Source organism: Candidatus Nitrosopumilus sp. (assembly GCF_965262695.1).
Lineage (GTDB): Archaea > Thermoproteota > Nitrososphaeria > Nitrososphaerales > Nitrosopumilaceae > Nitrosopumilus.
Map to the genome: position 1 here is coordinate 1,083,824 of NZ_OZ253550.1, position 20,062 is coordinate 1,103,885.

Here is a 20,062-nt window from a genome sequence, read left to right on the forward strand (position 1 = left end):
TTTAACATTACTTAGTAGATCGGTGATATGTAACTCCGTTTTTTCACATCAACTATACCGCCTGAAAGAATTCGAACTGACGGTAAAGCCAAGAAAGGTAAGAACAGAGGAATCAGATGAGGTCTAGAAAATTTACAACCAGAATCAACAATAGAACTGTTGATTTTTTCAAAATTAGATGAAACTTTTTCAAAAGAATCTGTGGAAACGATTCCTGCAAATTGTAAAGGTAAAGAAGATAGGATTTTTCCAGATTTTACCACAACTAGTCCACCTTGATTTTTGATTAGATGGTTAGAAGCTACTGCCATATCAGAATCATTTGAACCAATAACGATCATATCATTTTCATGAAAACTCCAGGTAGATGCAAATGCACCAATATCTGCACCAAAATTTTCAAGAAAACCTATGGAGTGTTTTTTTGTTCCATGAGTTCTGTCAAAAGCTGCAACTTTCCAAATATCAGAGTCTAAAGATGCAGAAACAAGATTATTTTTTGATTGAAGTTGAGCAGAACCTATCTTTGTGATAATCTCAGTCTGCATGAAAATGGTGTTTGCTGTAACATCTTTTTTCGTAGATTTTATTTGAAAATCATTTTTTGAGAATTTTTTTAATTTTACAGTATTTTTTGCCCAAGGAGAAATTGTTTTTTTCTTTATAGGGAAAACAATTTTTCCGTTAGATACTGCAAGTTTTCCACCTACAAACACAGTTTTAGGTTTAAAGGATTTCAAATCATTGAAAATCAAAATATCAGCTAACTTACCGGGTGCAATTCCACCAAGATCTTTTCCCATATTATAATAATCAAAATTATTTTTTGATGCCATAGTTACTGCATCAATTGGATCTAAACCAAGTTTGATTGATTCACGAATGCAATGATCAATATGACCAAATTTTGAAATATCACTTGGATCAAGACCATCTGAACAAAACATCAATCTGTCAAGATATGTCCCATGAGACAAAACTCTGGGAATGATTTCTTTCAAATCACGTCTAATAGAACCTTCTCTAATCATTATCCACATTCCAAGACGCAATCTCTCTAATACTTGATCAAAATTGATGGGTTCATGACAGGAAAGAACTCCTGAAGAGACATATGCATTGAGTTTTTTGTCACTTGCACCAGCAGTATGTCCATTGATAATACAATCACATTCTAACATTGCTGAAAGAGATTTCATTGTTTTTGGTTCGCGAAGAGTAACTTTTGTCCAAGAAAAAACTTCACCCAATCCAAGTACATGTGGATGGTTTACTGCAGATTTTTCTTGTGATAAAGTAAGAGTATTGCTATTGCTAAACTTTGCATCAACAGGTAATCCACCAGGTACAACTTGAAAAATTCTCACAGGGAGATCCTCTCCTAATTTTAAAAATTCTTGAAATCCTTTGTATCCACCTACACTGACAACATCAATTGGATCAGAGAAAAGTGAAGTTACACCACAAAGTAGTGCTTGTTTTGCAAATTCTGAGGGAAGTACAAATTGATCAATATGAAGATGAGGATCAGCAAAGCCAGGACCAACATACTTGTTTTTGACATCAATGGTTTTTGTTTTAGGACCTTGTGCATGTGTTGCATCTGGACCAACATATGCAATTCTATCACCAGTTATTGCAATCTGGGTTTTTGGAATAATTTCTTTTGTATAGACAGATAGTAAATTACAATTTTTCAAAATCAGATCTGCTTTCTTGTCGCCCATAGCCACTGAATTTAGAGCAGAGATCGAATTTGCTAGGCTCGAAGTCACGATTCTTGATTAGATTTTGCGCCTATTATAGATTCAATGCTTAAATTACGGTTGAGGAGGTTTTGTTGATATGAACATACCAAAGGTGATCCGAAAGTATTGTGCAAAATGTAAGACACATACTGAACAAAAGGTCTCCATTTACAAGGCTGGAAAGAGACGTGGTTCTGCAAGAGGCGAACGTAGACACGCTGAACGTAAACATGGGTATGGTGGACAGAAATTCCCAAAATTAGCAAAACCAGCCAAAGTTACAAAGAAAGTTACTCCAATTATGACATGTACCGTATGTAAAAAGAAGTACAATAAACTAGGTGTTAGAATTAAGAAATTTGAGTTGGTGGCAGCATGAAGAAAGATCACGTCGAAATTCCAAAACCATCAAGTAAATTTCAAAAAGTCAACTGCAATGAATGTGGTGAACTACAAATTGTTTATTCACATGCATCAACACAAGTCGCATGTAATTCATGTGGAAACGCAATTGCAGAGGCAACAGGTTCTAAAGCAAAAATTAATGGCAAAGTCTCAGGCAGTGCTGAGTAAATCATAATCTTGTTTAGTGTTTAGATTAAGTCCAATTCTTTTGTCATCAAGTATAACAAAATTTTCTTCCAAATTTTCAAGTGAATTGATTTTTTGAGAATCAATTAAAGAAATTCCAGTAAAGTGACATTTTTTGTTATTATGAGTAATAGAATATTCAGAATGAGTTCCAATAGATGTCAATAATTCATCAGTAACAAGAATACTTATCCAAGTTTTTTTAGAGTCATGTTGATTTACAATTGTTTGAATAATTTCTGCATCCAATAATGGCATATCACCAGAGGTAACTAGAACCAAATCATTGAATTTTTGTAATACTGAATTTAGGTCTTCAACATAGCCTAGTCCAGAAGTATCAAATGTTTCAACATTATTTTCTTCAAGTAATTTTTTTGTCTTAGGTGAATTTGGACTAGTTACTGCAATAACTTTAGAAAAACAGTTTGAATTTTTTAATGAATCAACAACATGAAGAATAATTGGTTTTTTGTAATGTAAGAGTAGTTTTTCATTATCCAAATTCATACGAGTGCCTTTACCACCGGCCATGACAATGCCAATCATATAGATACAAACACCATCAGAGAAGCTAATCTTGTAAGTTCATTCGTAGCACCAATTACATCCCCAGTGATTCCACCAAAACTACGAGTAGATATACCAAGCAGGAATAATGTCAATGCGACAGTAACTCCAAGCATGATTAATCCAGTAGTCTCACCAATCAAGGCTACAGGAATAAGCATGATGACAAAGGCAGCTGCCAATTTTTTCTTGTCTTTCATTAGATGTACAAAAGGTGAATTTGAGCCTGATGCAGCTGAATTTCCCAAACTTGCTAAAAGTACCATTGAAAACTTGGCTAAAATTTCACTAATCAAAATTGCTTTAAACAAATCAAAGCCACTAGTAAGGGATATTGTGATTATCAACCCAACAAGATACAAAACAAGTCCAACAATACCAGATGAGCCAGTAGAAAGATCTTTCATTGCATTGATTTTTTTCTCTTTTGTTCCTTTTACCATAAGTCCGTCTGCAAAATCAGCTAATCCATCAGCATGATGTATACCAGTAACAATTGCAATAGATGCAACAACTAACAAACTAACAAGTAATGGATCTAAAAAGAAAGATAATCCAAAACCAAATGAGCCAACTAAAAGTCCAATTGCAATTCCGACAATAGGAAAAACATACATGTATTTTGCAATGTTTTCTAGAGTTGCATTTGATGATGGGAATATTGTCAGAAAAGAAAAGACAGAACCAATTTCCTTAAGCATGTATCCACCATCCAATTAATGATAAAACAGTAATGATTGGAATAGTTACAATTCCAAAGAATAAAAGAGAAGTCAATTTCATAATAGATATTGCAGAACGAACGTGTTCTTTTGTAAGAGTTATTTCACCACTGCCTAGTTTGTAATGATTTACTTTTTCAAATTTTGTGCCAAGTGCACCTGCTAATGCAGCCATAGGATATCCAGCATTTGGGCTTTCAGTTTTTTTCCCATCACGAATCATTATCTGATAGGATTCTTTCCAGTTATTTTGCAATAAAGCAGCAGAAATTATCATTACAAGTCCAGTGAGTCTTGATGGAATGTAATTCAATACAGTATCACATGTTGCTGCAAACCATCCCAAATTTTTGAAGATATTATTTTTGTAGCCTATCATAGAATCAGCAGTGTTAACTATTCTATACACAAATGCTCCAGGCAATCCAAAAATTGCATAATAAAACAAGGGTCCAGTTATTCCATCCACGGTATTTTCACTCACGCTCTCAAGCACGCCTGAAATCACATGATTTTTGTCTAAATCAGAGGTATTTCTCTTAACAATCATAGAGAGATTTACTCTAGCAGAATCTAGATTATCCATCTCAAGTGATTCTACCACTGCCATTGCGTAACGTTCCATTCCTTTGATTGCAATAGTAGTTTTTAACAGCAAAGCACCTACCACAACTGAAACTACCAATGTTATCCAGTCAGTTGAAAGAAATGAAATACCAAAGTCCAACAGCAATAGCAATGAAACAGTAATTCCGACTGGAATTGTAACTACAAATATGCCACCAATCTTTTCAAGTTTTTGATTTTGATTTTGTCCAAGTGGGGTTAATTTTGCAATCAATCCTCCAATCCAAGCAGTTGGATGATATCTGTTCTTTGGATCTCCAAAAATAAAATCAATAATCAATGCAAATCCAACAATTATTATAGATTCTAAAATCATTTTATCATCCTCTCAATTGCTTTTATGTCTAGATTATTTGTTACAATTTTTGCTAGTCTATCTAGTTCTTTATCAATTTTTGAAAGATTATTTTTTGTCCATCTAATTTGTTTTGCTTTGACATTAAGTGAATCTTCTTCAGGAAGATCAATTTTTGACATTGGGATAGTTCCAATTACAGGGATTTTAGTAAGTTGTTTTATTTTTCTAAATCCTGGCTTTAGAACATCAACATCTCCTCTGAACTTATTTAACACAAATCCCTTTACCAATTTTTTATATTTATTTTCAATCAAGTCCATAGTACCCACCAAACTTGCAAATGAGCCACCTCTGTCAATATCTGAAACTAAAAGTACAGAGGCATTTGCCTTTTGGGCAATTTGCATATTTGCAATATCGTATTTTTGCAAGTTAATTTCAGCTGGAGAACCTGCACCTTCTAAAATTACTAAATCATAATTTTTTTTGAGTTTTAATAATGAAGCAGTAGCTGCTTTGAGTCCTTTAGATTTTACAAATTTTGCATAGTAGTCTTTTGCGTGCATTTTCTTGTAATATTTCCCATTAAGGTAAACTGCACTATAGTAATTTCCCAGAGGTTTGAGCATGATGGGATTCAAATCAGGCTCAATTGGGCATTTAGCAGCAATTGCCTGAATTGCCTGAGCACGAGAAATCTCAAAATCAGGCGTGGCATAACCAAAATTTGACATGTTTTGTGATTTGAATGGAGCCACAAGGTATCCCTTTTTCTCAAAAATTCTACAAAGTGCTGCAACCAGCGTTGATTTTCCTGCACCAGAAGAGGTACCTTGAATCATCAATGATTTCATGCAATTGCCTCCATTGCATTTACAAGTTTTAGATTATCTTTGTGAGATTTTATTGCAATGCGAATGTAATGATTATTCAATCCACGAAAATTTTTGCAATCACGAATCAATATTTTGTGTTTGAGTAATTTTTTTTGTATTTTTGTTGAATCTTGTTTTGTTTTTATCAAAATAAAATTAGTTGAAGAGTCATGACATTCAAAACCTGGAATTTGAGCAATTTTCTTTTTTAGAAAATTTGATTCTTTTTTAATAATTGATTTTGATTTTGTGAGATGGGATTTATTTTTAATTGCCAACATTCCTGCTTGTTGAGCCAATGCATTAACACTCCAAGGAATTTTTATTTTTTTTAAAATTTCAATGATTTTTTTTGATCCTATACCATATCCAATTCTTATTCCTGCTAATCCATACGATTTTGTCAATGATCTTAAAACAAAGAGATTATCATATTTTTTCACTAAATTTAGTATAGATTGATTTGATTCAGGTACTAATTCAATAAAACATTCATCAACAAATACAAAACTAGATTTACTTTTTGCAACAGAAATTATTTTTGTTATTTGTTTTTTTGATAAAATTGTTCCAGTAGGGTTATTTGGATTACATACAAAGACACATCCGTTTGCAGGGATTTTTGAGATAAATGAATCTATATTTTCAGAAAGGTTCATTGTTTTAAAAAAAGTAAATTTACAATCAGCTAATTTTGATGCAGATTCATATTCACTAAAAGTTGGAGTGGGGATTAAAACACGTTTTTTTGATAAAAATGTAGTACAAAAATTATAGAGAATTTCAATTGCACCGTTTCCAACAACTATGTGTGAATCAGGTAATCCAGTATATTTTTTGAGGCTAGATACTAAAGTTAGAGAATCTGCATCAGGATAGTACTCCATTTCATCTATCTTTTTCTTCATAGCAGATTTTACAGAGGAGGGCATCCCTGCAGGACTTGTGTTTGAGCTAAAATCTAATACATTGATTTGACGGTTTCCACCAGAAAATTTACCCCCGTGAGATACAGGATGATACTTGACAATGCTTGATTTTGTCCTTATTTTCACATTACAAAATAGGAATAGGCGATATAGTATCTTTTGGTAATTTGAATAACGATTATTAATTGAAACCGATCAATAGTTAATTCATGGAGAAGAAAAGAGTTGCAATTATAGGAGTAACAGGTTCTGTTGGACAAGAATTTGTACAATCTTTGAATAACCACCCATGGTTTGAGGTAACTCAAATTGCAGCTTCAGAACGCTCTGCAGGTAAAAATTATCTTGACGCCATTAGAAATGAAGGCGGAATTATCATGTGGGATGTTGGTGGCGAGATCCCAGACTATATCAAAGAAATGACAGTTAAGAGCATTGACGAACTTGACACATCACAATTAGACCTAATATTTTCAGCAGTTGAATCACAAGCTGCAAGAGACATTGAAACCAAAATGGCAGCAGAACTACCAGTAGTTTCAACTAGTTCTGCATATAGATACGAAGATGATGTCCCAATTCTCATTCCAGGAGTAAATGATGAGCAATCTGAACTAATTGAAACTCAAAAGAAGAACCGTAATTGGAAGGGATTTGTAGCACCACTACCAAACTGTACAACTACAGGTTTAGCAATTACACTAAAACCATTACTTGAAAAATATGGTGCAAAAAAGGTCATGATGACCTCAATGCAAGCAATTTCAGGTGGTGGAAAATCTGGCGTCTCAGCAATGGGAATTACAGATAACATCTTGCCTTACATTCCAAAAGAGGAAGGTAAAGTAAGACTAGAAACAAGAAAGATTCTTGGAAAACTTGTAGATGGTAAAATCCAGGATGCAGATATTAAAGTCAGTTGTACATGTACCAGAGTTCCAGTAATTGATGGACATACTGAATCAGTCTTTGTTGAAACTTCTGAAGACATTGATCCAGCAAAAGCAAAAGAACTTTACAATAATTACAATAAAAAAATTTCAGTTGAAGGATTGCCATCAGCTCCTAAAGAATATTATGCATTCCATGAAGATCCAACAAGACCTCAACCAAGAATGGAAAGAGAAGTTGGTGGCGGAATGACTACAACAATTGGCAGAGTTGAAAAAGAAGAATTGTTTGATAAAGGACTCAAATACATGTTATTCTCCCATAACAAGAAAATGGGTTCAGCTAAAGGCGCAGTGCTCTTGGCTGAAATGTTATACAAAAAAGGTAAGATCTAGATTTTTCTTGCAATTTTTTCAATAATAACTTTATAAGAACCAGAAATCTAGAACGACTCAGGTGTTTTAGACGGCAAAAGTAGACGATCTAGATCTTCAAATTTTATCAGAATTATCAAATGATGCATCTATCTCGGTTCCACGTTTATCAAAAAAAATTAATGTAAATTCATCAGTAGTGTATTCAAGAATTAAGAGACTAGTCAAAAGAAAATTAATTGAACGGTTCACAATTGATGTAAATGATGCAGAGTTAGGATACAATGTTAAGGCTTTAACTGGAATCAATATGGATACAAAAAAACGCGATCATATAATTACAGAATTATTCAAAATTGACGGAGTAAGAGAAGTAGCAGAAGTTACTGGCAGATTTGATATTCTTGTTACAATGTATTCAAAATCATTAGATCAGATGCACAAAATGGTTTCAGAAAGAATTGGAAGGATTGAAGGTATTCAGTCTTCAGAGTCATTTATTGAGATGAAATCACGTGCCAAAGCAATGCCATATATGCCATCAAAGGATAGTGACTAGTATTGCAAAAACAAAAAACAGAATCTAGAGTTGCAGTATATTATGAGTTAACAAAGCCCAAAATTTGGTATTTGTTAGTATTTACCGCATTCGGAGCTGCTCTAACAGCATCTAACATCTATGGGATTGAAATTGCACCTTCTACTTGGGCACTCATGTTATTTTCGGTTGCCGCAGGTTCTGCTGCAGCAAACACTTTGACAAATTATCACGATAGAGATATCGATGCAATAATGGAGAGAACAAAGGGCAGGCCACTTCCATCAAAGAGAATCTATCCAGCAGTTAAAGCACGTAATTTTGGATTAGTATTAGCTGGAATTTCATTGGCATTAGCATTTGGAATTTCATTTACTACTACATTAGAACAAGGTCTATGGGCTACTGCATTCATAGCATTTGGATTACTAAACAATATTCTAGTATACTCTTATGCATTAAAACGAAATTCAAGAACTAACATAATTTTAGGAGGATTGTGCGGAGGTTCACCACCAATGATTGGTTGGGTCGCAGTTACAATGTCAGACTTGTGGACCATGGGATTAGCAATGGCCGGATTAGTATTCATTTGGATTCCAATGCATATTTGGGCATTAACATTACACTTCAAAGATGATTACAACAAAGTAAACGTTCCAATGCTAACAGCAGTTCAATCTGAAAAAACATCTGCAAGGGCAATTGCAGGCTCAACTGTAGTGATGGTATTGTTTTCAATAGCACCATTTTTCATAACAACAGAATCTGGAGAAGAGATGGTTGGTGGAGTTTACTTATGGACTGCAATTGCATCAGGGGCTTTGATGGTTGCATTGTCAATCTGGGTAATAGTAAAACCCATGGAAAAAGCATCATGGACTTTGTTTAAATTTTCTAGTCCGTATTTGGCAGTATTGTTTATTGCATTAATGGTAGACTCTGCATTATAAGATACTGCTATTTTCATCTAGACTGTTAAGCTCTTTTGTAATTGTAGTATGATTTTCAACTAATTCTTCTAGTTCTTTTTGAATGTCAACAGAATTCCAGTTTGATGAAATCAAAGAAGTTAGTTTTGCAACAATGCTCCATTGAACATTATTTTGCTCATCAATTAATTCTAAGAATCGTTTTCCTTTTTCATCGTCATTCATGACTAAAATGATATAGTTCAGTGATAAAAATCTGTAGCAGGTAATAATATAATTTCAAAGTTTTATTAAGAAATTATCAATATCTCACATAATGCAATGTAGTATTTCAGAGTGTAAATCAAAAGCAATTCAAACAGTGCAGATAAGCTTTAGAGAGACAAGAAATCTTTGCAAAGAACACTTTGAATTATTCCAAAACAAGGACAAGAAACACACAACCAATTTTACAAAAGCATCAAATTTCAAATGAAGTCAATTCAGATATTTTCAAACTTCAGAATTATTGAAAGATTTAACATCTACTGATTTTAAACTACCATATGGCTGCCAAGAAAAAAATCACAGCAAAAAAGAAACCAGTTAAAAAAACAACTTCAAAGCCAAAATCCACAAAATCTAAAACAACAAAACCAAAATCAGCGGCAAAATCATCCGCAAAAAAGCCAGAATTTGAGAAGGCTTGGAGAGAATACAATGCTGCATTAAATGGATGGAAGGAGTCTTTAGCACAGTGGCAAAAGGCTACAAATGAAACTTTAATGACATATCATGACGCATGTCAAAAAGCTGTAGAATCAGATGCAGAATTATTAAAGAAAGTCAGTTCTAGTTGGGAAAACACTTGGGAAGAAATTGGTCCTGAATATATCAAACAACAAACAAAGATGATTGAAAATATTTTCAAAGAAACCAATATCGAATCAATTAAGAAATTTAATGAACAGTGGGAAAAATTCCTTAAAACATCAGGAGATGATTCAATCATGGCATATCAAGAAGCAATAAAGAAGTTCAACCAAGCCTGGCAATCAGGCCAAATGTAATTTTTACAACAATTATTTTTTCATTTTTCCAATACGAAATACCTTACAGCTACATGTTGAACATGTACCCCTTACTGCAAGTCGTCCATTTTTCATAATTGTCTCCTCAGGATCGTTGATTTTTCGTTTTGTTTTACATTTAACACAATAAGCCTCTATGGAATAAGATTCCGAAGAAGTTTCATGAGAAGGTTCTTTGAGTTTTTTCTCAATATCATCTAATTTTTTATTTTGTTTTTGCAATGTTTGAATGATTTCATGTTCAATATCAGCAGATTCTAATTTTTCAATTTCTTTTTCTAATTCATGTACTTTTGAAATCTGTTCTTCTGTAGGTTCATCAGAAGAAGGATGTAATTTTGAAACTAATTCATCTTCCAATTCATCAATTTGATCTTCTAAATCATTAAACTCTGCATATTCTTCAATTACAGGTTCAATCTCAGGCTCGGATTGAATTTTTGGGACAGGTTTGGCAGATAATTTTGATTCTAATTCATCAATTTGTTTTTGTAATTCACCTAATTGTTCAAATTGTTCAGGAGTTGCTTCTTCGGGTTCTGGGGATGGTTCTTCTGTAACAGGTTCTACAGACAGATCAATCTCTTGTAGAAGTTCTTCTGCGGATTCTTTTGGTAATGAACCTCTAGGATTTGGCGGAGCTGGTTCTGGTTCTTCTGTAACTGGTTCGGGCATAGATTCTAACTCTTGGATTTGTTTCTCTAATTGTTCTAATCTTGCTAATTGTTCAGGAGTAGCTTCTTCCTCTTCTGGTTCTTCTGTAACAGGTTCTGGAGCTAAATCAAGTTCTTGTGGAAGTTCTTCTGCGGATTCTTTTGGTAATGAACCTCTAGGACTTGGCGGAGCTGGTTCTGGTTCTTCTGTAACTGGTTCTGGAGCTAAATCAAGTTCTTGTGGAAGTTCTTCTGCGGATTCTTTTGGTAATGAACCTCTAGGATTTGGCGGAGCTGGTTCTGGTTCTTCTGTAACTGGTTCGGGCATAGATTCTAACTCTTGGATTTGTTTCTCTAATTGTTCTAATCTTGCTAATTGTTCAGGAGTAGCTTCTTCCTCTTCTGGTTCTTCTGTAACAGGTTCTGGAGCTAAATCAAGTTCTTGTGGAAGTTCTTCTGTGGATTCTTTTGGTAATGAACCTCTAGGACTTGGCGGAGCTGGTTCTGGTTCTTCTGTAACTGGTTCTGGAGCTAAATCAAGTTCTTCTAACTCAAGATTTGATACGGCAGGTATATCTCCCAAGGAATCTAATTCCACTTTGTTTCCATCAATTCGTAAAAATGGTTCACCATCAATCGAAAAAGTCTGAATTTTGTGTCCTTTTTTCCAAGAGTTTTTTCCACTGTAAATTGTAATGTAAGAAATTCCGTTTTTGATATCCGATGAAATAGTTAGACGATCTACAGGAGTACCTGTGGTAATCCCTTTTACAGTATCTTGATGTCTAATAGCAACAGAAATCAAATGTTTAGCATCATAACTGACTTCAGAAATCAAATAGTCAGCCCATTTATCCATTATAAAAAATAGTGATTATTTTCTACTAAATAAGCGAGTCTAAAACCAAAGATTCTGGGATTGTGCTTGAAAAATAAGATTATAATTGGTTTTTAGAAAACCTTGTTCAGATGGAAATTTCTGTAGAACCATGGAAAAAACTAGTAATTCATGAAGTAATTGAGTACAAATTTGAGGATTGGGTGAAGCAAATAGCATTTAGTACTAGATCTTCAGGAGGAGCAATTCCTACAATGCAATGGACAAATGGCATTGTTTTTTCGCCAGCAAATTTCCCAACAACAAATGCAACAGTTGAAGAACAACTAAAAGGAATTTTGCATTGGTCATCAGTATCATTTGCGATAAAAGAAAAGTTTGAAAAACAAATAGTCAAGGAAAATGCCACCATAAATCTAGTAGATGTAAGTGTAAATGAAATTTTCAAAGAATTAGCAATTAGTTTGAAAGCACAATCAAAATTTACAAATTCTGAATCTGGCAATGGCCAATGAATATTGAAAAAATCATCGATGATTGTAAAATTTATCTAAAGCAGATAAAGCAATACGATCCTGATCCTTTCTACGTGAATCATTTTTTTTCTAAATTCATAGATTCTGTAAATAAAGCATTAGAAAGTATTTTTGATGAAGCTAACAGAGATTTTGGATTATTCGTAGCAGAAAAAATATCATATGAAAAATTTCTTGAAAGAGCAAAAGAAAAAAATGATGAAAAGGCGATTAAATTTTCAGAATGGTACATAGATAAAATTAATCAAGAACACAAAAGTAGATTTCCAAAAGTAATTAAAAAGATATGTGAATTAAAAAACAAGCAGAATACTTTGCCTGAAATAAAAATTATGATAAGAGCTCAAGATAGATATGAAAATGACATTAATCAACAAATCATGGTTGGTTTAAGCAATGAAAAATTACGTTCAAAAGATGAGTTACAAATTGAGATCAACAGACAATTACCAGTATTTTTAGAAGTAATCAATCACAAAAGAACTAAAAATAATGAGCCTAGTGTGAACGAGAATCAAATAACTACATCAGCATTTATTGATATTGAAGATATTTTTGAGATTGAAATTGCGTATGCATCTGAAATTTACATTCCCGTATTAATAAGGCTGATGGAAGAATCAAGAATGAAAATTAAAGAATTAACATCTTGGGATTAAATTAATCTGTAAATCCAAATACAGAATGTTCATTTTTTATTTTTATTATTGGAAAATATGAAAAACCATGATCAATAGTATCAGCGAATTCAGGATTTTTACCATGATTGCCTTGATATTTTAAGAAATTTTTTGTTGGTTCAAAATTTAATTCAACATAATTGAAATTATAATACACATCATCCATTTCTAAGGAGGTAATATAGCCAAGTACCCAAGATTTTTTTCTAGGCAAAGCAAACAATGTTAAATTTTGTTCATCTGGAAATTCAGGATCATATGTTAATCTGGCTAAACTGCCTAGATCTTTTACTTGTATTGGGTGAAATTGATCTGGAATATCTTTTTCATTTTCAGGCAAGGGGGAAATTTCTGATTCCATATGTATGACAGGGGCATAATGAGAAATATTTTGTGTAGATTCTACAATGTCACAAATTTCTTTTCCTCCAGTTACTTGATAAGAAATGTATCGACCTGATTTTTTCAGAGGCGTATAGAAAATCAATAATGTATTTGTTAGCATCAAACTACTTGAGACAACTCGTTCTCCATTAAATTCCTGGGAATAGACTCGTTGAGGATATTCTCTAAATGCACATGCATATCTTGCTAAATCATCAAAACTAGATAATTCAACAAAACACTCATTCTGAGATACAGACATAAAAAATTTAGAACAAAGGATGTTTTTATTCTTTCAAAATTTATTTGGATTTTGGCCACATTGAGCCCCATGTTTCAGTGAATTTTTTCATCATTTCACCATATGCATTCATCTGTTCTAATCCAGATGTGCTAAGACTCTTTTGCCAATTTTCAACAAATTGTTTGAAAGTAGACATGTTACTATCATTGAGAGCTTTTTGCCAGTTCTCACTAAATTCTTTAAAAGAATTCATTCCAGCATCAGTCATTGCTTTTTGCCAATTTTCTCCAAATAATTTCATGGTTTCATTACTAGATTCAACAGTAGCTTTTTCCCAAACGTCATTGAATTTAGATTGCATTTCATTACTGGCATTTTGAATCTGCTCAAAAAGAGATTTCCAATTTTCAAGTGATTTGGTATATTCTTGCCACAATGAATCCCATTCATTATTTTTTTCTTGGTCAGACATTAACTAAAGATAGGGTTCGTTGTTCTTAAAGGGATCCCTGAAAATCAGAAATTATTTTTGGCGATTTTTCAATCTTTTTTCCATTCGGATTTTTCCTTCTTCAAATTTGGTTCGGTCTTCATCTGTTTTTAAAGAGAGTTTTGGAACATGCATTGGTTTGCCATTTTTATCTAGTGCAACAAATGTTACAAAAGCAGTTCCAGTTACTGTTCTAATTCCAGTAACAATATCTTCAGCATCTGCCCTAACTTCTATTTCCATAGAAGAGTTATGAACATAATTTATTCGAGCATTTAATGAAAGAACGTTTCCAACAAATACAGGTTTTAGGAAATTAACACTATCCATAGAGACAGTAACAGCATTTGATTGAGAATGTCTCTGAGCAACAATTCCAGCAACCATGTCAATATGTTTTAAAATTTCACCACCAAACACATTTCCAGCTGGATTTGCATCAGATGGGAACATCCTAACAATTACCTCAGCATGTGATTCAGCAGGACTCTTTTCTCGTGTATTTGATTCAGACGACATTTTATCTAAAATGATTCTAATTTATCCAAATTTAATTTAATCAGTTGATTTTGATTATTTGAAATATTTTTCGAGTTTAATTTTGTTAATTTTTGGGATTTTGGCCAATTCAAATCCTTCAGGACGTTTTGAAAGTGATCTAGTTGCATCAATACCCATTTTTGCAGTTTGTAATTTCTTTTGATTACTTGACGGATCAAGGCTAGAACCACGCACATTTTTTAAGATTACAAGATCTTTATCTGCCTGGAATCGTGTTGCCATAGCATATTCCACTGCCTCAGCATTGTTAGGATCAATATCCTCATCTACCACAGTAACTTGTTTTAGTGAACGATGTGATTCAAATGTTTTTTTGATTATTTTTTTTGCATCAGAATCACTTTTCTTTTTTATTTGTACTACTGCATGTAACCAATTACATCCACCGTTTGTCATGGATACCTGTTGTGTTTGCCTAAATACCTTTTTCAAATCACCATTTAGTTTTGATTCAATTGGCATTCCCATAAGCAATCTGTGTTCTGAATAACCAGACAAAACATCATGAAAAATTGGGTTGTTTCTAAAATACAGATTTTCAAGTTCAAAAACAGGTTGGGATCTTTCATGATCATATGTTTGAAGCATTTCTACCATCCATTCAGGATGAGTCTTATCCTGAAGGATTTTTCCTTCCATAACAATTTCTGAACCTGATGGGACATTCAATCCAGTAAATGGAAGTTTTGTCAAAGTTAATTTTCCACCTAACAAAGAGTTTGCGATATTAATCTCATCTTTACCCCACTGTTCCTGATAAGCTCCAGCAATAGAAATTGCAGGATGAACACCAACAGTTATTGCAATTTTTAGATCTTCACCATGTTCTTTTGCATCTACAAAACATCGATGTAAATGACGGCCTTCAACCATTCTTATTGAAAAATGAGTTTTGTCAACGGGCATCATTCTATGAAAAGATGAATTTTGTTTTCCAGTTTCAGGATTCTTAACATATGCAATTGATGAGGTGATAAAAGGGCCAGATTCTTTTTCAAAATGAGTAACAATAGGCATGGAAAAGAGGTTTTTGGACTTGTTTTCTTGAAATTTTCCAGATGGGATGACTTTAGGAGCCTTTGCCTTTTTTATGGCAGAAATAACCTTTTCATGAATATTATCTTCAGTTCCTCCAACTGCAAGAGCAAATCTTTTTCGAGTACCAACTAGATTAGCAACTAGATTAAAATCACTTTCTTTGATGTTTTCAAATAATACAGCATGTGAACCGTCAACTTTAGCTGTGATTCCTGCTATTTCATATTTTGTTGAAACTTTTGTTTTTATGGTTTTGAGTTCTTTGTTTTTCTTAATTTTTGAGATATAATTTCTTAAATCACTCATTCTCAATCATCTCCATAATCTCAGACATTAAGTCTTTTGCAGTATTTGGTTCTAATTCTTTTTGAATAAATGCAGAAACCAACACAATACCTCTCATTCGGGTGCTAATTCGTTCAGCAACAAGTTTGAGAAAAAGTGATTCGGATCTAGATGGAATAATTGTAGTAGTGATTGGAGTAGGACCAGTTGCCATCGATGCCACCATGGAGCCTATTTTATTGGAACCTTCAGATACAGAAATGAAATAACCATTATCAAATTTTTGAATAGATAAAGAAAAGTTACGGCCCTCCAAATTTACCAATTTTTGGAAAAATCCATTTGGAGAGTTCAATAAGCTATGAACAAGTCTTATGCTTTTATTGCTATTGATTCATTCTCTTGGGAAGCATCAACTAGATTAGGATTCTTCTTGCAATTTTTTTCGTGTTTGTCTGGATAGACAAATAATTTCTCACAATATTTGCATGGAGTTTTTTCCTTAGACTTTGTTGTTTTTGATTTTGCAGTTTTTGCTTTAGATTTTGCTTTTACTGCAATTTCTTCAACTTCTGGTTGAACTTCTGCTGATTTTGCTTCAATAGAATCAGCCTCAACTCTTGCTCGTAATTTGGCTTTGTATTTCAAATTACGTGGTTTAGTTCTTAATCTATAGCCACAGCATGGACACCATAGTCCTTCCCATTTGATGAATATTTCACAAATTTGACATCGACGTTGTCCAGAAGCATATCTTCCGGTTCCAACAGGCTTTTGAGCCTTGTATCTTACACAAATTCCTTTACAAGTCATCTTGGTAGTATTGTATAGAATTCATAAGTATATAAGGATGGATCGATGAAATATGCATAAAAAATAAGAAAAAGTTGTAAAAATTTTAATTAATTTTACGATCACTATAATTTGTTTCAACGAAAAACGATAAATCTTCAATAAATATGTATAGCTTGTTTGAATTTCGTTTTTTTTGAAAAAATGATATGTGTCAATATAGTTGTTTGACAAAAAATTTCAGGTTTTTCTGAAAAGAATGTAGAAAATAGAAGAATTTCATACAGTATGATCTGAAGAAATGGAAAGTTTGTTCTCAAAATATGAAAAACTAACCTGTCATAGACAGTGGTAATATAGAATGTCTATATCCATCTCTTTGAGAGATGTATTTTGCAGATAACATGTCTCGTTTTCCTCTCTGATTGAAATTCTTAATTTTCATACTTGTCTTTCTTTCATCGACAAATTCCAATTCAAAAGATGAACAGAATTTCAGATTTAGCATGGTGACAATTTGTTTTGCAATTCCCATATTCCCATTTCCAATTTTTACAATTTTTCTTTTTGCTCTAAGACCACCAAGGACTCGAATAATATGAACAACTAATTCTTCAACAGATGAATGAAATGAGCTCTCAATTTCTTTTCCATAATAAAATACAGATAAACCAGTTCTTTCTCCAGGATCGATTCCCAAAATAAGATCGTTTTCTTCAAAATCAAGATTTAGTTTTTGCATCATAATTCCTCGGATGACTGTTGGAGGATGCTCAAAAATATCCTCATGAAGTAATGGGGTTTCACAGATTTTTGGAGATTCTTTACGAGTTGTAAGAATAAGATGGCCAGAATAATTTTGAATTTCTTCAGGTAAAATTGAATCAAAGGATAATTTGAGGGCTTTCAAATATGTCGAAAATCTATAGTATGGTTTACCATAGGAAGTCGCAATTCCAATACGTGAATTAAGTAAGGGATCGATATTTGACAAAACGGAATATAGGATTTAGGGTTATGCCTTCAAAACAGTTGACACGACATGTTTCACTGCTTCATCAAAATTAGCATCAATTTTTGATTGAATTTCTGATAATTTACTCTCACCATCTTGGGCAATTTTTGCAGATTCTGCAGTTGCCTTTTCCTTGGAAGCATTTATCATAACTTCAGCTTCTTTTGTAGCCATTTCTCTAGTTTTTTCCATAAGAGCATCTATTTCATTTTGGGCCTTTACTGAAAGTTGTTTTTTCATATCTCCAACTTTGCTGTTTAAAGAGTCAATATCATCTTCAAGTACATTTAGAGATTTGATGATTCCAGTGACTTTAGATTCAGCCATACTCATTACACCCAAATTTCAATAATTCCATTACTTAAATCATTCATTTTTAGTGTATTTTTAGGCGTAAAATATGGATCATCCAGTGGTTAGTAATAAAATGGCTCTAGCAAGATCGCCTTTGGCCTCTTCTAATGCACTTTTGGCCTTTTCCTCATCAACACCTGCTTGTTGGCTAACAAGTTGAATATCCTCTTCAGAGAAGATTGGAACCTCTAATTCCCTTTCTTCATAGCTGTCAGCAGTGACAGTGAAAATGGAATTATCTTTAGCTTTCATTTCAGTAACAGATGGTTTTGAAATAATGATCTCTTTTTTGTCAGTCTTTATGATGACTTCCTGAACATTTGACATCTCATTCATGTCCAAGCCCATCTTGTCCATCATTCTTCGCATTTCGCGATTTCCTCCGCGCATCATAGTTCTTTTTTCTCCTTACGACTTTTTAAACTATCTCTAACTTTAACGGCCACACCTCTATCAAAATCAGAAATCATCTCATAAGACAAAACAGCCCTGCCTACTGCAATAACTTTGTTTTTGAATAGAATCGGAGTGTCAGCAGAAATTCTAACATTTTTTCCACATTTTATAACATGTTTACAAAACACTGACCTGCCTTCTTGAACAAAAGGTGCAGCATCTTGGTTTATCTCTACACAATTTTCTTTGAATGTTTTACTCTTCATTAGCATTTGAGCAAAGTAAGGACTGATTGCCAAACCACCATCAATTCTTAATGTGCACAACAGATTTCCTTTATGCATGACTGTTCTAATTCTGCCAGTCTTTCTTGAGAAGGTCATCTCGATGTCTTTTGGAAGATATTTTGAGGTACCATTTCCAAATAGAGAATCAATAGAAGACTGGAGTTTTAGAATGTGGTCCATATCCAAACCTGGATATCCTCTAAATATTAGTTCAATGATGATATATGGTAAAAATAAAAAACTATATAGAATGGAATTTTTCCTCTAGTTTATGGAAGAAAGAGAGGAAACAAGGAAAATCCAGTTTACAGGGAAATCATCGTATATAGTTTCATTACCAAAACAATGGATTATGGATTTAGGATTAAAACAAGGTGATCAGATTAGAATGGTAAGAAAAGGTTCATCAACTTTAGAACTTTATCCTCCAAAATTTGAATCGCGTAGTCAAAAGAAAGAAGAAGCAATAATTGAAATCAATTCTGAAGAAAAAGCATCTTCCATTGTCAGAAAACTAATTTCACTTTATTTTTTGGGTTTTAAGACAATTAATGTAAAACCAAAAGATGGAAGATTAAGTCCTATTCAGAGAAACACGGTAAAAGAAGCAGTAAAGAGAATGTTGATGGGTTCCGAAATAATTTCAGATTCTAGTGGTGGAATAACAGTACAAGTTCTGGTAAATTTATTGGAATTATCAGTTGATGGGGCATTCAAAAGAATGATTCATTTGGCAAAATCAATGTCCAGTGATGCCATACTAGCTGTCAAAGAAAATAATTTGGATTTGGCACAAGAGGTAATCAACACAGATGATGAAGTAGACAGATTTGGATTTTATATTATTCGTCAGCTAAAGATAGCAATCCAAAACGAGCACATGTTAAAAGAGATGGGCTTTAGAAACCCAAGGAATTGTCTAGGATACAGATTAGTTGTAAAAAATATAGAAAGAACAGGAGACCATGCAGCGTTTATTGCCAAAGATCTTTTGGAATTCAAAAAATCAGTGAAAAAAGAAATTTTGGAAAAATTGCAAGATATGAATGAATTCTGTTTATCTGTATTAGATGATGCATGCCTAGCTTTGTTCAAGGAAGACTACTCACAGGCTGAAAAAACCATTGAAAAGACTAGTGAAATTGTAAAATTTGAGAAAAAAGTAAGAGAAGCCTCAAAATCACTAAAAGATGACGAGGAGATCTATAGGGTCAGAAGAATGACAGAAAACATTAGAAGAATTTCTGAATATGCCAGTGATATTGCAGAAATTGTTCTAAATATGAACATAGAAAAAGCAATCAAAAAAACATCATAGATTTCAAAACAGTTAGAATCTTTAAC

The 20,062-nt window shown here is 33.1% G+C and carries 28 protein-coding genes; 10 read left to right on the top strand and 18 right to left on the bottom strand.

Annotated elements, in window-relative coordinates:
* Positions 1 to 11: 11 nt before the first annotated feature.
* Positions 12 to 1,727: an adenine deaminase gene (locus tag ACQY2P_RS06610; protein WP_428325876.1), complete on the bottom strand. Its 1,716-nt coding sequence runs from the start codon at positions 1,725 to 1,727 to the stop codon at positions 12 to 14.
* A gap of 118 nt (positions 1,728 to 1,845) precedes the next feature.
* Here ACQY2P_RS06610 and ACQY2P_RS06615 point away from each other — a divergent pair, with 118 nt between their 5' ends.
* Positions 1,846 to 2,127, top strand: a complete 282-nt coding sequence (locus ACQY2P_RS06615) for a 50S ribosomal protein L44e (protein WP_012215962.1) — start codon at positions 1,846 to 1,848, stop codon at positions 2,125 to 2,127.
* The gene (locus ACQY2P_RS06620) at positions 2,124 to 2,321 is read left to right on the top strand and encodes a 30S ribosomal protein S27e (RefSeq protein ID WP_012215963.1); all 198 of its coding nucleotides are present in this window, start codon (positions 2,124 to 2,126) and stop codon (positions 2,319 to 2,321) included. Before ACQY2P_RS06615 ends, ACQY2P_RS06620 begins: the two co-directional genes overlap by 4 nt.
* Here ACQY2P_RS06620 and ACQY2P_RS06625 read toward each other — a convergent pair.
* From ACQY2P_RS06625 to cobD, 5 genes are read right to left on the bottom strand one after another with little or no spacing between them, the layout of a single operon-like run.
* Positions 2,304 to 2,888, bottom strand: coding sequence for an NTP transferase domain-containing protein (locus tag ACQY2P_RS06625; protein ID WP_428325877.1), 585 nt, complete (start codon positions 2,886 to 2,888; stop codon positions 2,304 to 2,306). The genes ACQY2P_RS06620 and ACQY2P_RS06625 overlap by 18 nt on opposite strands.
* Positions 2,885 to 3,610: an adenosylcobinamide-GDP ribazoletransferase gene (gene cobS / locus ACQY2P_RS06630; RefSeq protein WP_428325878.1), complete on the bottom strand. Its 726-nt coding sequence runs from the start codon at positions 3,608 to 3,610 to the stop codon at positions 2,885 to 2,887. The genes ACQY2P_RS06625 and cobS overlap by 4 nt, the downstream gene beginning before the upstream one ends.
* Positions 3,603 to 4,574, bottom strand: coding sequence for a cobalamin biosynthesis protein (locus ACQY2P_RS06635; protein WP_428325879.1), 972 nt, complete (start codon positions 4,572 to 4,574; stop codon positions 3,603 to 3,605). The genes cobS and ACQY2P_RS06635 overlap by 8 nt, the downstream gene beginning before the upstream one ends.
* Entirely contained in the window at positions 4,571 to 5,410 is an 840-nt protein-coding gene (locus tag ACQY2P_RS06640) for a cobyric acid synthase (protein ID WP_428325880.1), read from the bottom strand. The genes ACQY2P_RS06635 and ACQY2P_RS06640 overlap by 4 nt, the downstream gene beginning before the upstream one ends.
* Entirely contained in the window at positions 5,407 to 6,486 is a 1,080-nt protein-coding gene (cobD, locus tag ACQY2P_RS06645) for a threonine-phosphate decarboxylase CobD (RefSeq protein WP_428325881.1), read from the bottom strand. The genes ACQY2P_RS06640 and cobD overlap by 4 nt, the downstream gene beginning before the upstream one ends.
* Positions 6,487 to 6,569: 83 nt before the next feature.
* Between cobD and asd the strand changes: the two genes are divergently transcribed.
* The 3 genes from asd (at position 6,570) to cyoE (ending at position 9,116) form a co-directional block, all read left to right on the top strand.
* A complete protein-coding gene (gene asd / locus ACQY2P_RS06650; RefSeq protein WP_428325882.1) occupies positions 6,570 to 7,646 on the top strand; it encodes an aspartate-semialdehyde dehydrogenase in 1,077 nt (358 codons plus the stop codon).
* Between the two features lie 178 nt (positions 7,647 to 7,824).
* Positions 7,825 to 8,184, top strand: coding sequence for an Lrp/AsnC family transcriptional regulator (locus ACQY2P_RS06655; RefSeq protein ID WP_428325883.1), 360 nt, complete (start codon positions 7,825 to 7,827; stop codon positions 8,182 to 8,184).
* Positions 8,185 to 8,186: 2 nt separating this feature from the next.
* On the top strand, positions 8,187 to 9,116 hold the full coding sequence (gene cyoE / locus ACQY2P_RS06660; protein ID WP_428325884.1) for a heme o synthase: 930 nt from the start codon (positions 8,187 to 8,189) through the stop codon (positions 9,114 to 9,116).
* On the opposite strand, the gene ACQY2P_RS06665 is transcribed toward cyoE, so the two are convergent.
* The gene (locus ACQY2P_RS06665; protein ID WP_428325885.1) at positions 9,111 to 9,320 is read right to left on the bottom strand and encodes a hypothetical protein; all 210 of its coding nucleotides are present in this window, start codon (positions 9,318 to 9,320) and stop codon (positions 9,111 to 9,113) included. The two genes, cyoE and ACQY2P_RS06665, sit on opposite strands and share 6 nt — an antisense overlap.
* Positions 9,321 to 9,411: 91 nt before the next feature.
* On the opposite strand from ACQY2P_RS06665, the gene ACQY2P_RS06670 reads away from it, so the two are divergent.
* Positions 9,412 to 9,570: a hypothetical protein gene (locus ACQY2P_RS06670; protein ID WP_428325886.1), complete on the top strand. Its 159-nt coding sequence runs from the start codon at positions 9,412 to 9,414 to the stop codon at positions 9,568 to 9,570.
* A 70-nt stretch (positions 9,571 to 9,640) separates the two neighbouring features.
* A complete protein-coding gene (locus tag ACQY2P_RS06675; protein WP_428325887.1) occupies positions 9,641 to 10,144 on the top strand; it encodes a hypothetical protein in 504 nt (167 codons plus the stop codon).
* Positions 10,145 to 10,156: 12 nt separating this feature from the next.
* On the opposite strand, the gene ACQY2P_RS06680 is transcribed toward ACQY2P_RS06675, so the two are convergent.
* The gene (locus tag ACQY2P_RS06680; RefSeq protein WP_428327276.1) at positions 10,157 to 10,303 is read right to left on the bottom strand and encodes a DUF5679 domain-containing protein; all 147 of its coding nucleotides are present in this window, start codon (positions 10,301 to 10,303) and stop codon (positions 10,157 to 10,159) included.
* 1,484 nt (positions 10,304 to 11,787) lie between these two features.
* Here ACQY2P_RS06680 and ACQY2P_RS06685 point away from each other — a divergent pair.
* Positions 11,788 to 12,171: a hypothetical protein gene (locus ACQY2P_RS06685; protein ID WP_428325888.1), complete on the top strand. Its 384-nt coding sequence runs from the start codon at positions 11,788 to 11,790 to the stop codon at positions 12,169 to 12,171.
* Positions 12,168 to 12,851, top strand: coding sequence for a hypothetical protein (locus ACQY2P_RS06690; RefSeq protein ID WP_428325889.1), 684 nt, complete (start codon positions 12,168 to 12,170; stop codon positions 12,849 to 12,851). The genes ACQY2P_RS06685 and ACQY2P_RS06690 overlap by 4 nt, the downstream gene beginning before the upstream one ends.
* 1 nt (position 12,852) lies before the next feature.
* Here the strand turns inward: ACQY2P_RS06690 and ACQY2P_RS06695 are convergent, their stop codons facing one another.
* The 10 genes from ACQY2P_RS06695 to ACQY2P_RS06740 form a co-directional block, all read right to left on the bottom strand.
* Positions 12,853 to 13,518 carry a hypothetical protein gene (locus ACQY2P_RS06695; protein WP_428325890.1) on the bottom strand — a complete coding sequence of 222 codons (666 nt, stop codon included), beginning with the start codon at positions 13,516 to 13,518 and terminating at the stop codon, positions 12,853 to 12,855.
* A gap of 40 nt (positions 13,519 to 13,558) precedes the next feature.
* Positions 13,559 to 13,972, bottom strand: coding sequence for a hypothetical protein (locus ACQY2P_RS06700; RefSeq protein ID WP_428325891.1), 414 nt, complete (start codon positions 13,970 to 13,972; stop codon positions 13,559 to 13,561).
* A gap of 51 nt (positions 13,973 to 14,023) precedes the next feature.
* Entirely contained in the window at positions 14,024 to 14,509 is a 486-nt protein-coding gene (locus ACQY2P_RS06705; protein WP_428325892.1) for an acyl-CoA thioesterase, read from the bottom strand.
* A gap of 54 nt (positions 14,510 to 14,563) precedes the next feature.
* Positions 14,564 to 15,895, bottom strand: coding sequence for a UbiD family decarboxylase (locus ACQY2P_RS06710; RefSeq protein ID WP_428325893.1), 1,332 nt, complete (start codon positions 15,893 to 15,895; stop codon positions 14,564 to 14,566).
* Complete coding sequence (locus ACQY2P_RS06715; RefSeq protein ID WP_428325894.1) at positions 15,888 to 16,229, bottom strand: proteasome assembly chaperone 4; 342 nt, start codon at positions 16,227 to 16,229, stop codon at positions 15,888 to 15,890. The genes ACQY2P_RS06710 and ACQY2P_RS06715 overlap by 8 nt, the downstream gene beginning before the upstream one ends.
* Before the next feature lie 17 nt (positions 16,230 to 16,246).
* On the bottom strand, positions 16,247 to 16,687 hold the full coding sequence (locus ACQY2P_RS06720) for a hypothetical protein (RefSeq protein WP_428325895.1): 441 nt from the start codon (positions 16,685 to 16,687) through the stop codon (positions 16,247 to 16,249).
* Between the two features lie 310 nt (positions 16,688 to 16,997).
* Positions 16,998 to 17,576, bottom strand: coding sequence for a hypothetical protein (locus tag ACQY2P_RS06725; RefSeq protein ID WP_428327277.1), 579 nt, complete (start codon positions 17,574 to 17,576; stop codon positions 16,998 to 17,000).
* 105 nt (positions 17,577 to 17,681) lie between these two features.
* Entirely contained in the window at positions 17,682 to 18,008 is a 327-nt protein-coding gene (locus ACQY2P_RS06730) for a hypothetical protein (RefSeq protein WP_428325896.1), read from the bottom strand.
* A gap of 78 nt (positions 18,009 to 18,086) precedes the next feature.
* Positions 18,087 to 18,428 carry a nascent polypeptide-associated complex protein gene (locus ACQY2P_RS06735; RefSeq protein ID WP_014963974.1) on the bottom strand — a complete coding sequence of 114 codons (342 nt, stop codon included), beginning with the start codon at positions 18,426 to 18,428 and terminating at the stop codon, positions 18,087 to 18,089.
* Positions 18,425 to 18,898, bottom strand: coding sequence for a PUA domain-containing protein (locus ACQY2P_RS06740; RefSeq protein WP_428325897.1), 474 nt, complete (start codon positions 18,896 to 18,898; stop codon positions 18,425 to 18,427). The genes ACQY2P_RS06735 and ACQY2P_RS06740 overlap by 4 nt, the downstream gene beginning before the upstream one ends.
* A gap of 91 nt (positions 18,899 to 18,989) precedes the next feature.
* Between ACQY2P_RS06740 and ACQY2P_RS06745 the strand changes: the two genes are divergently transcribed.
* Positions 18,990 to 20,036: a PhoU domain-containing protein gene (locus tag ACQY2P_RS06745; protein ID WP_428325898.1), complete on the top strand. Its 1,047-nt coding sequence runs from the start codon at positions 18,990 to 18,992 to the stop codon at positions 20,034 to 20,036.
* The last annotated feature ends 26 nt before the right edge of the window (positions 20,037 to 20,062 follow it).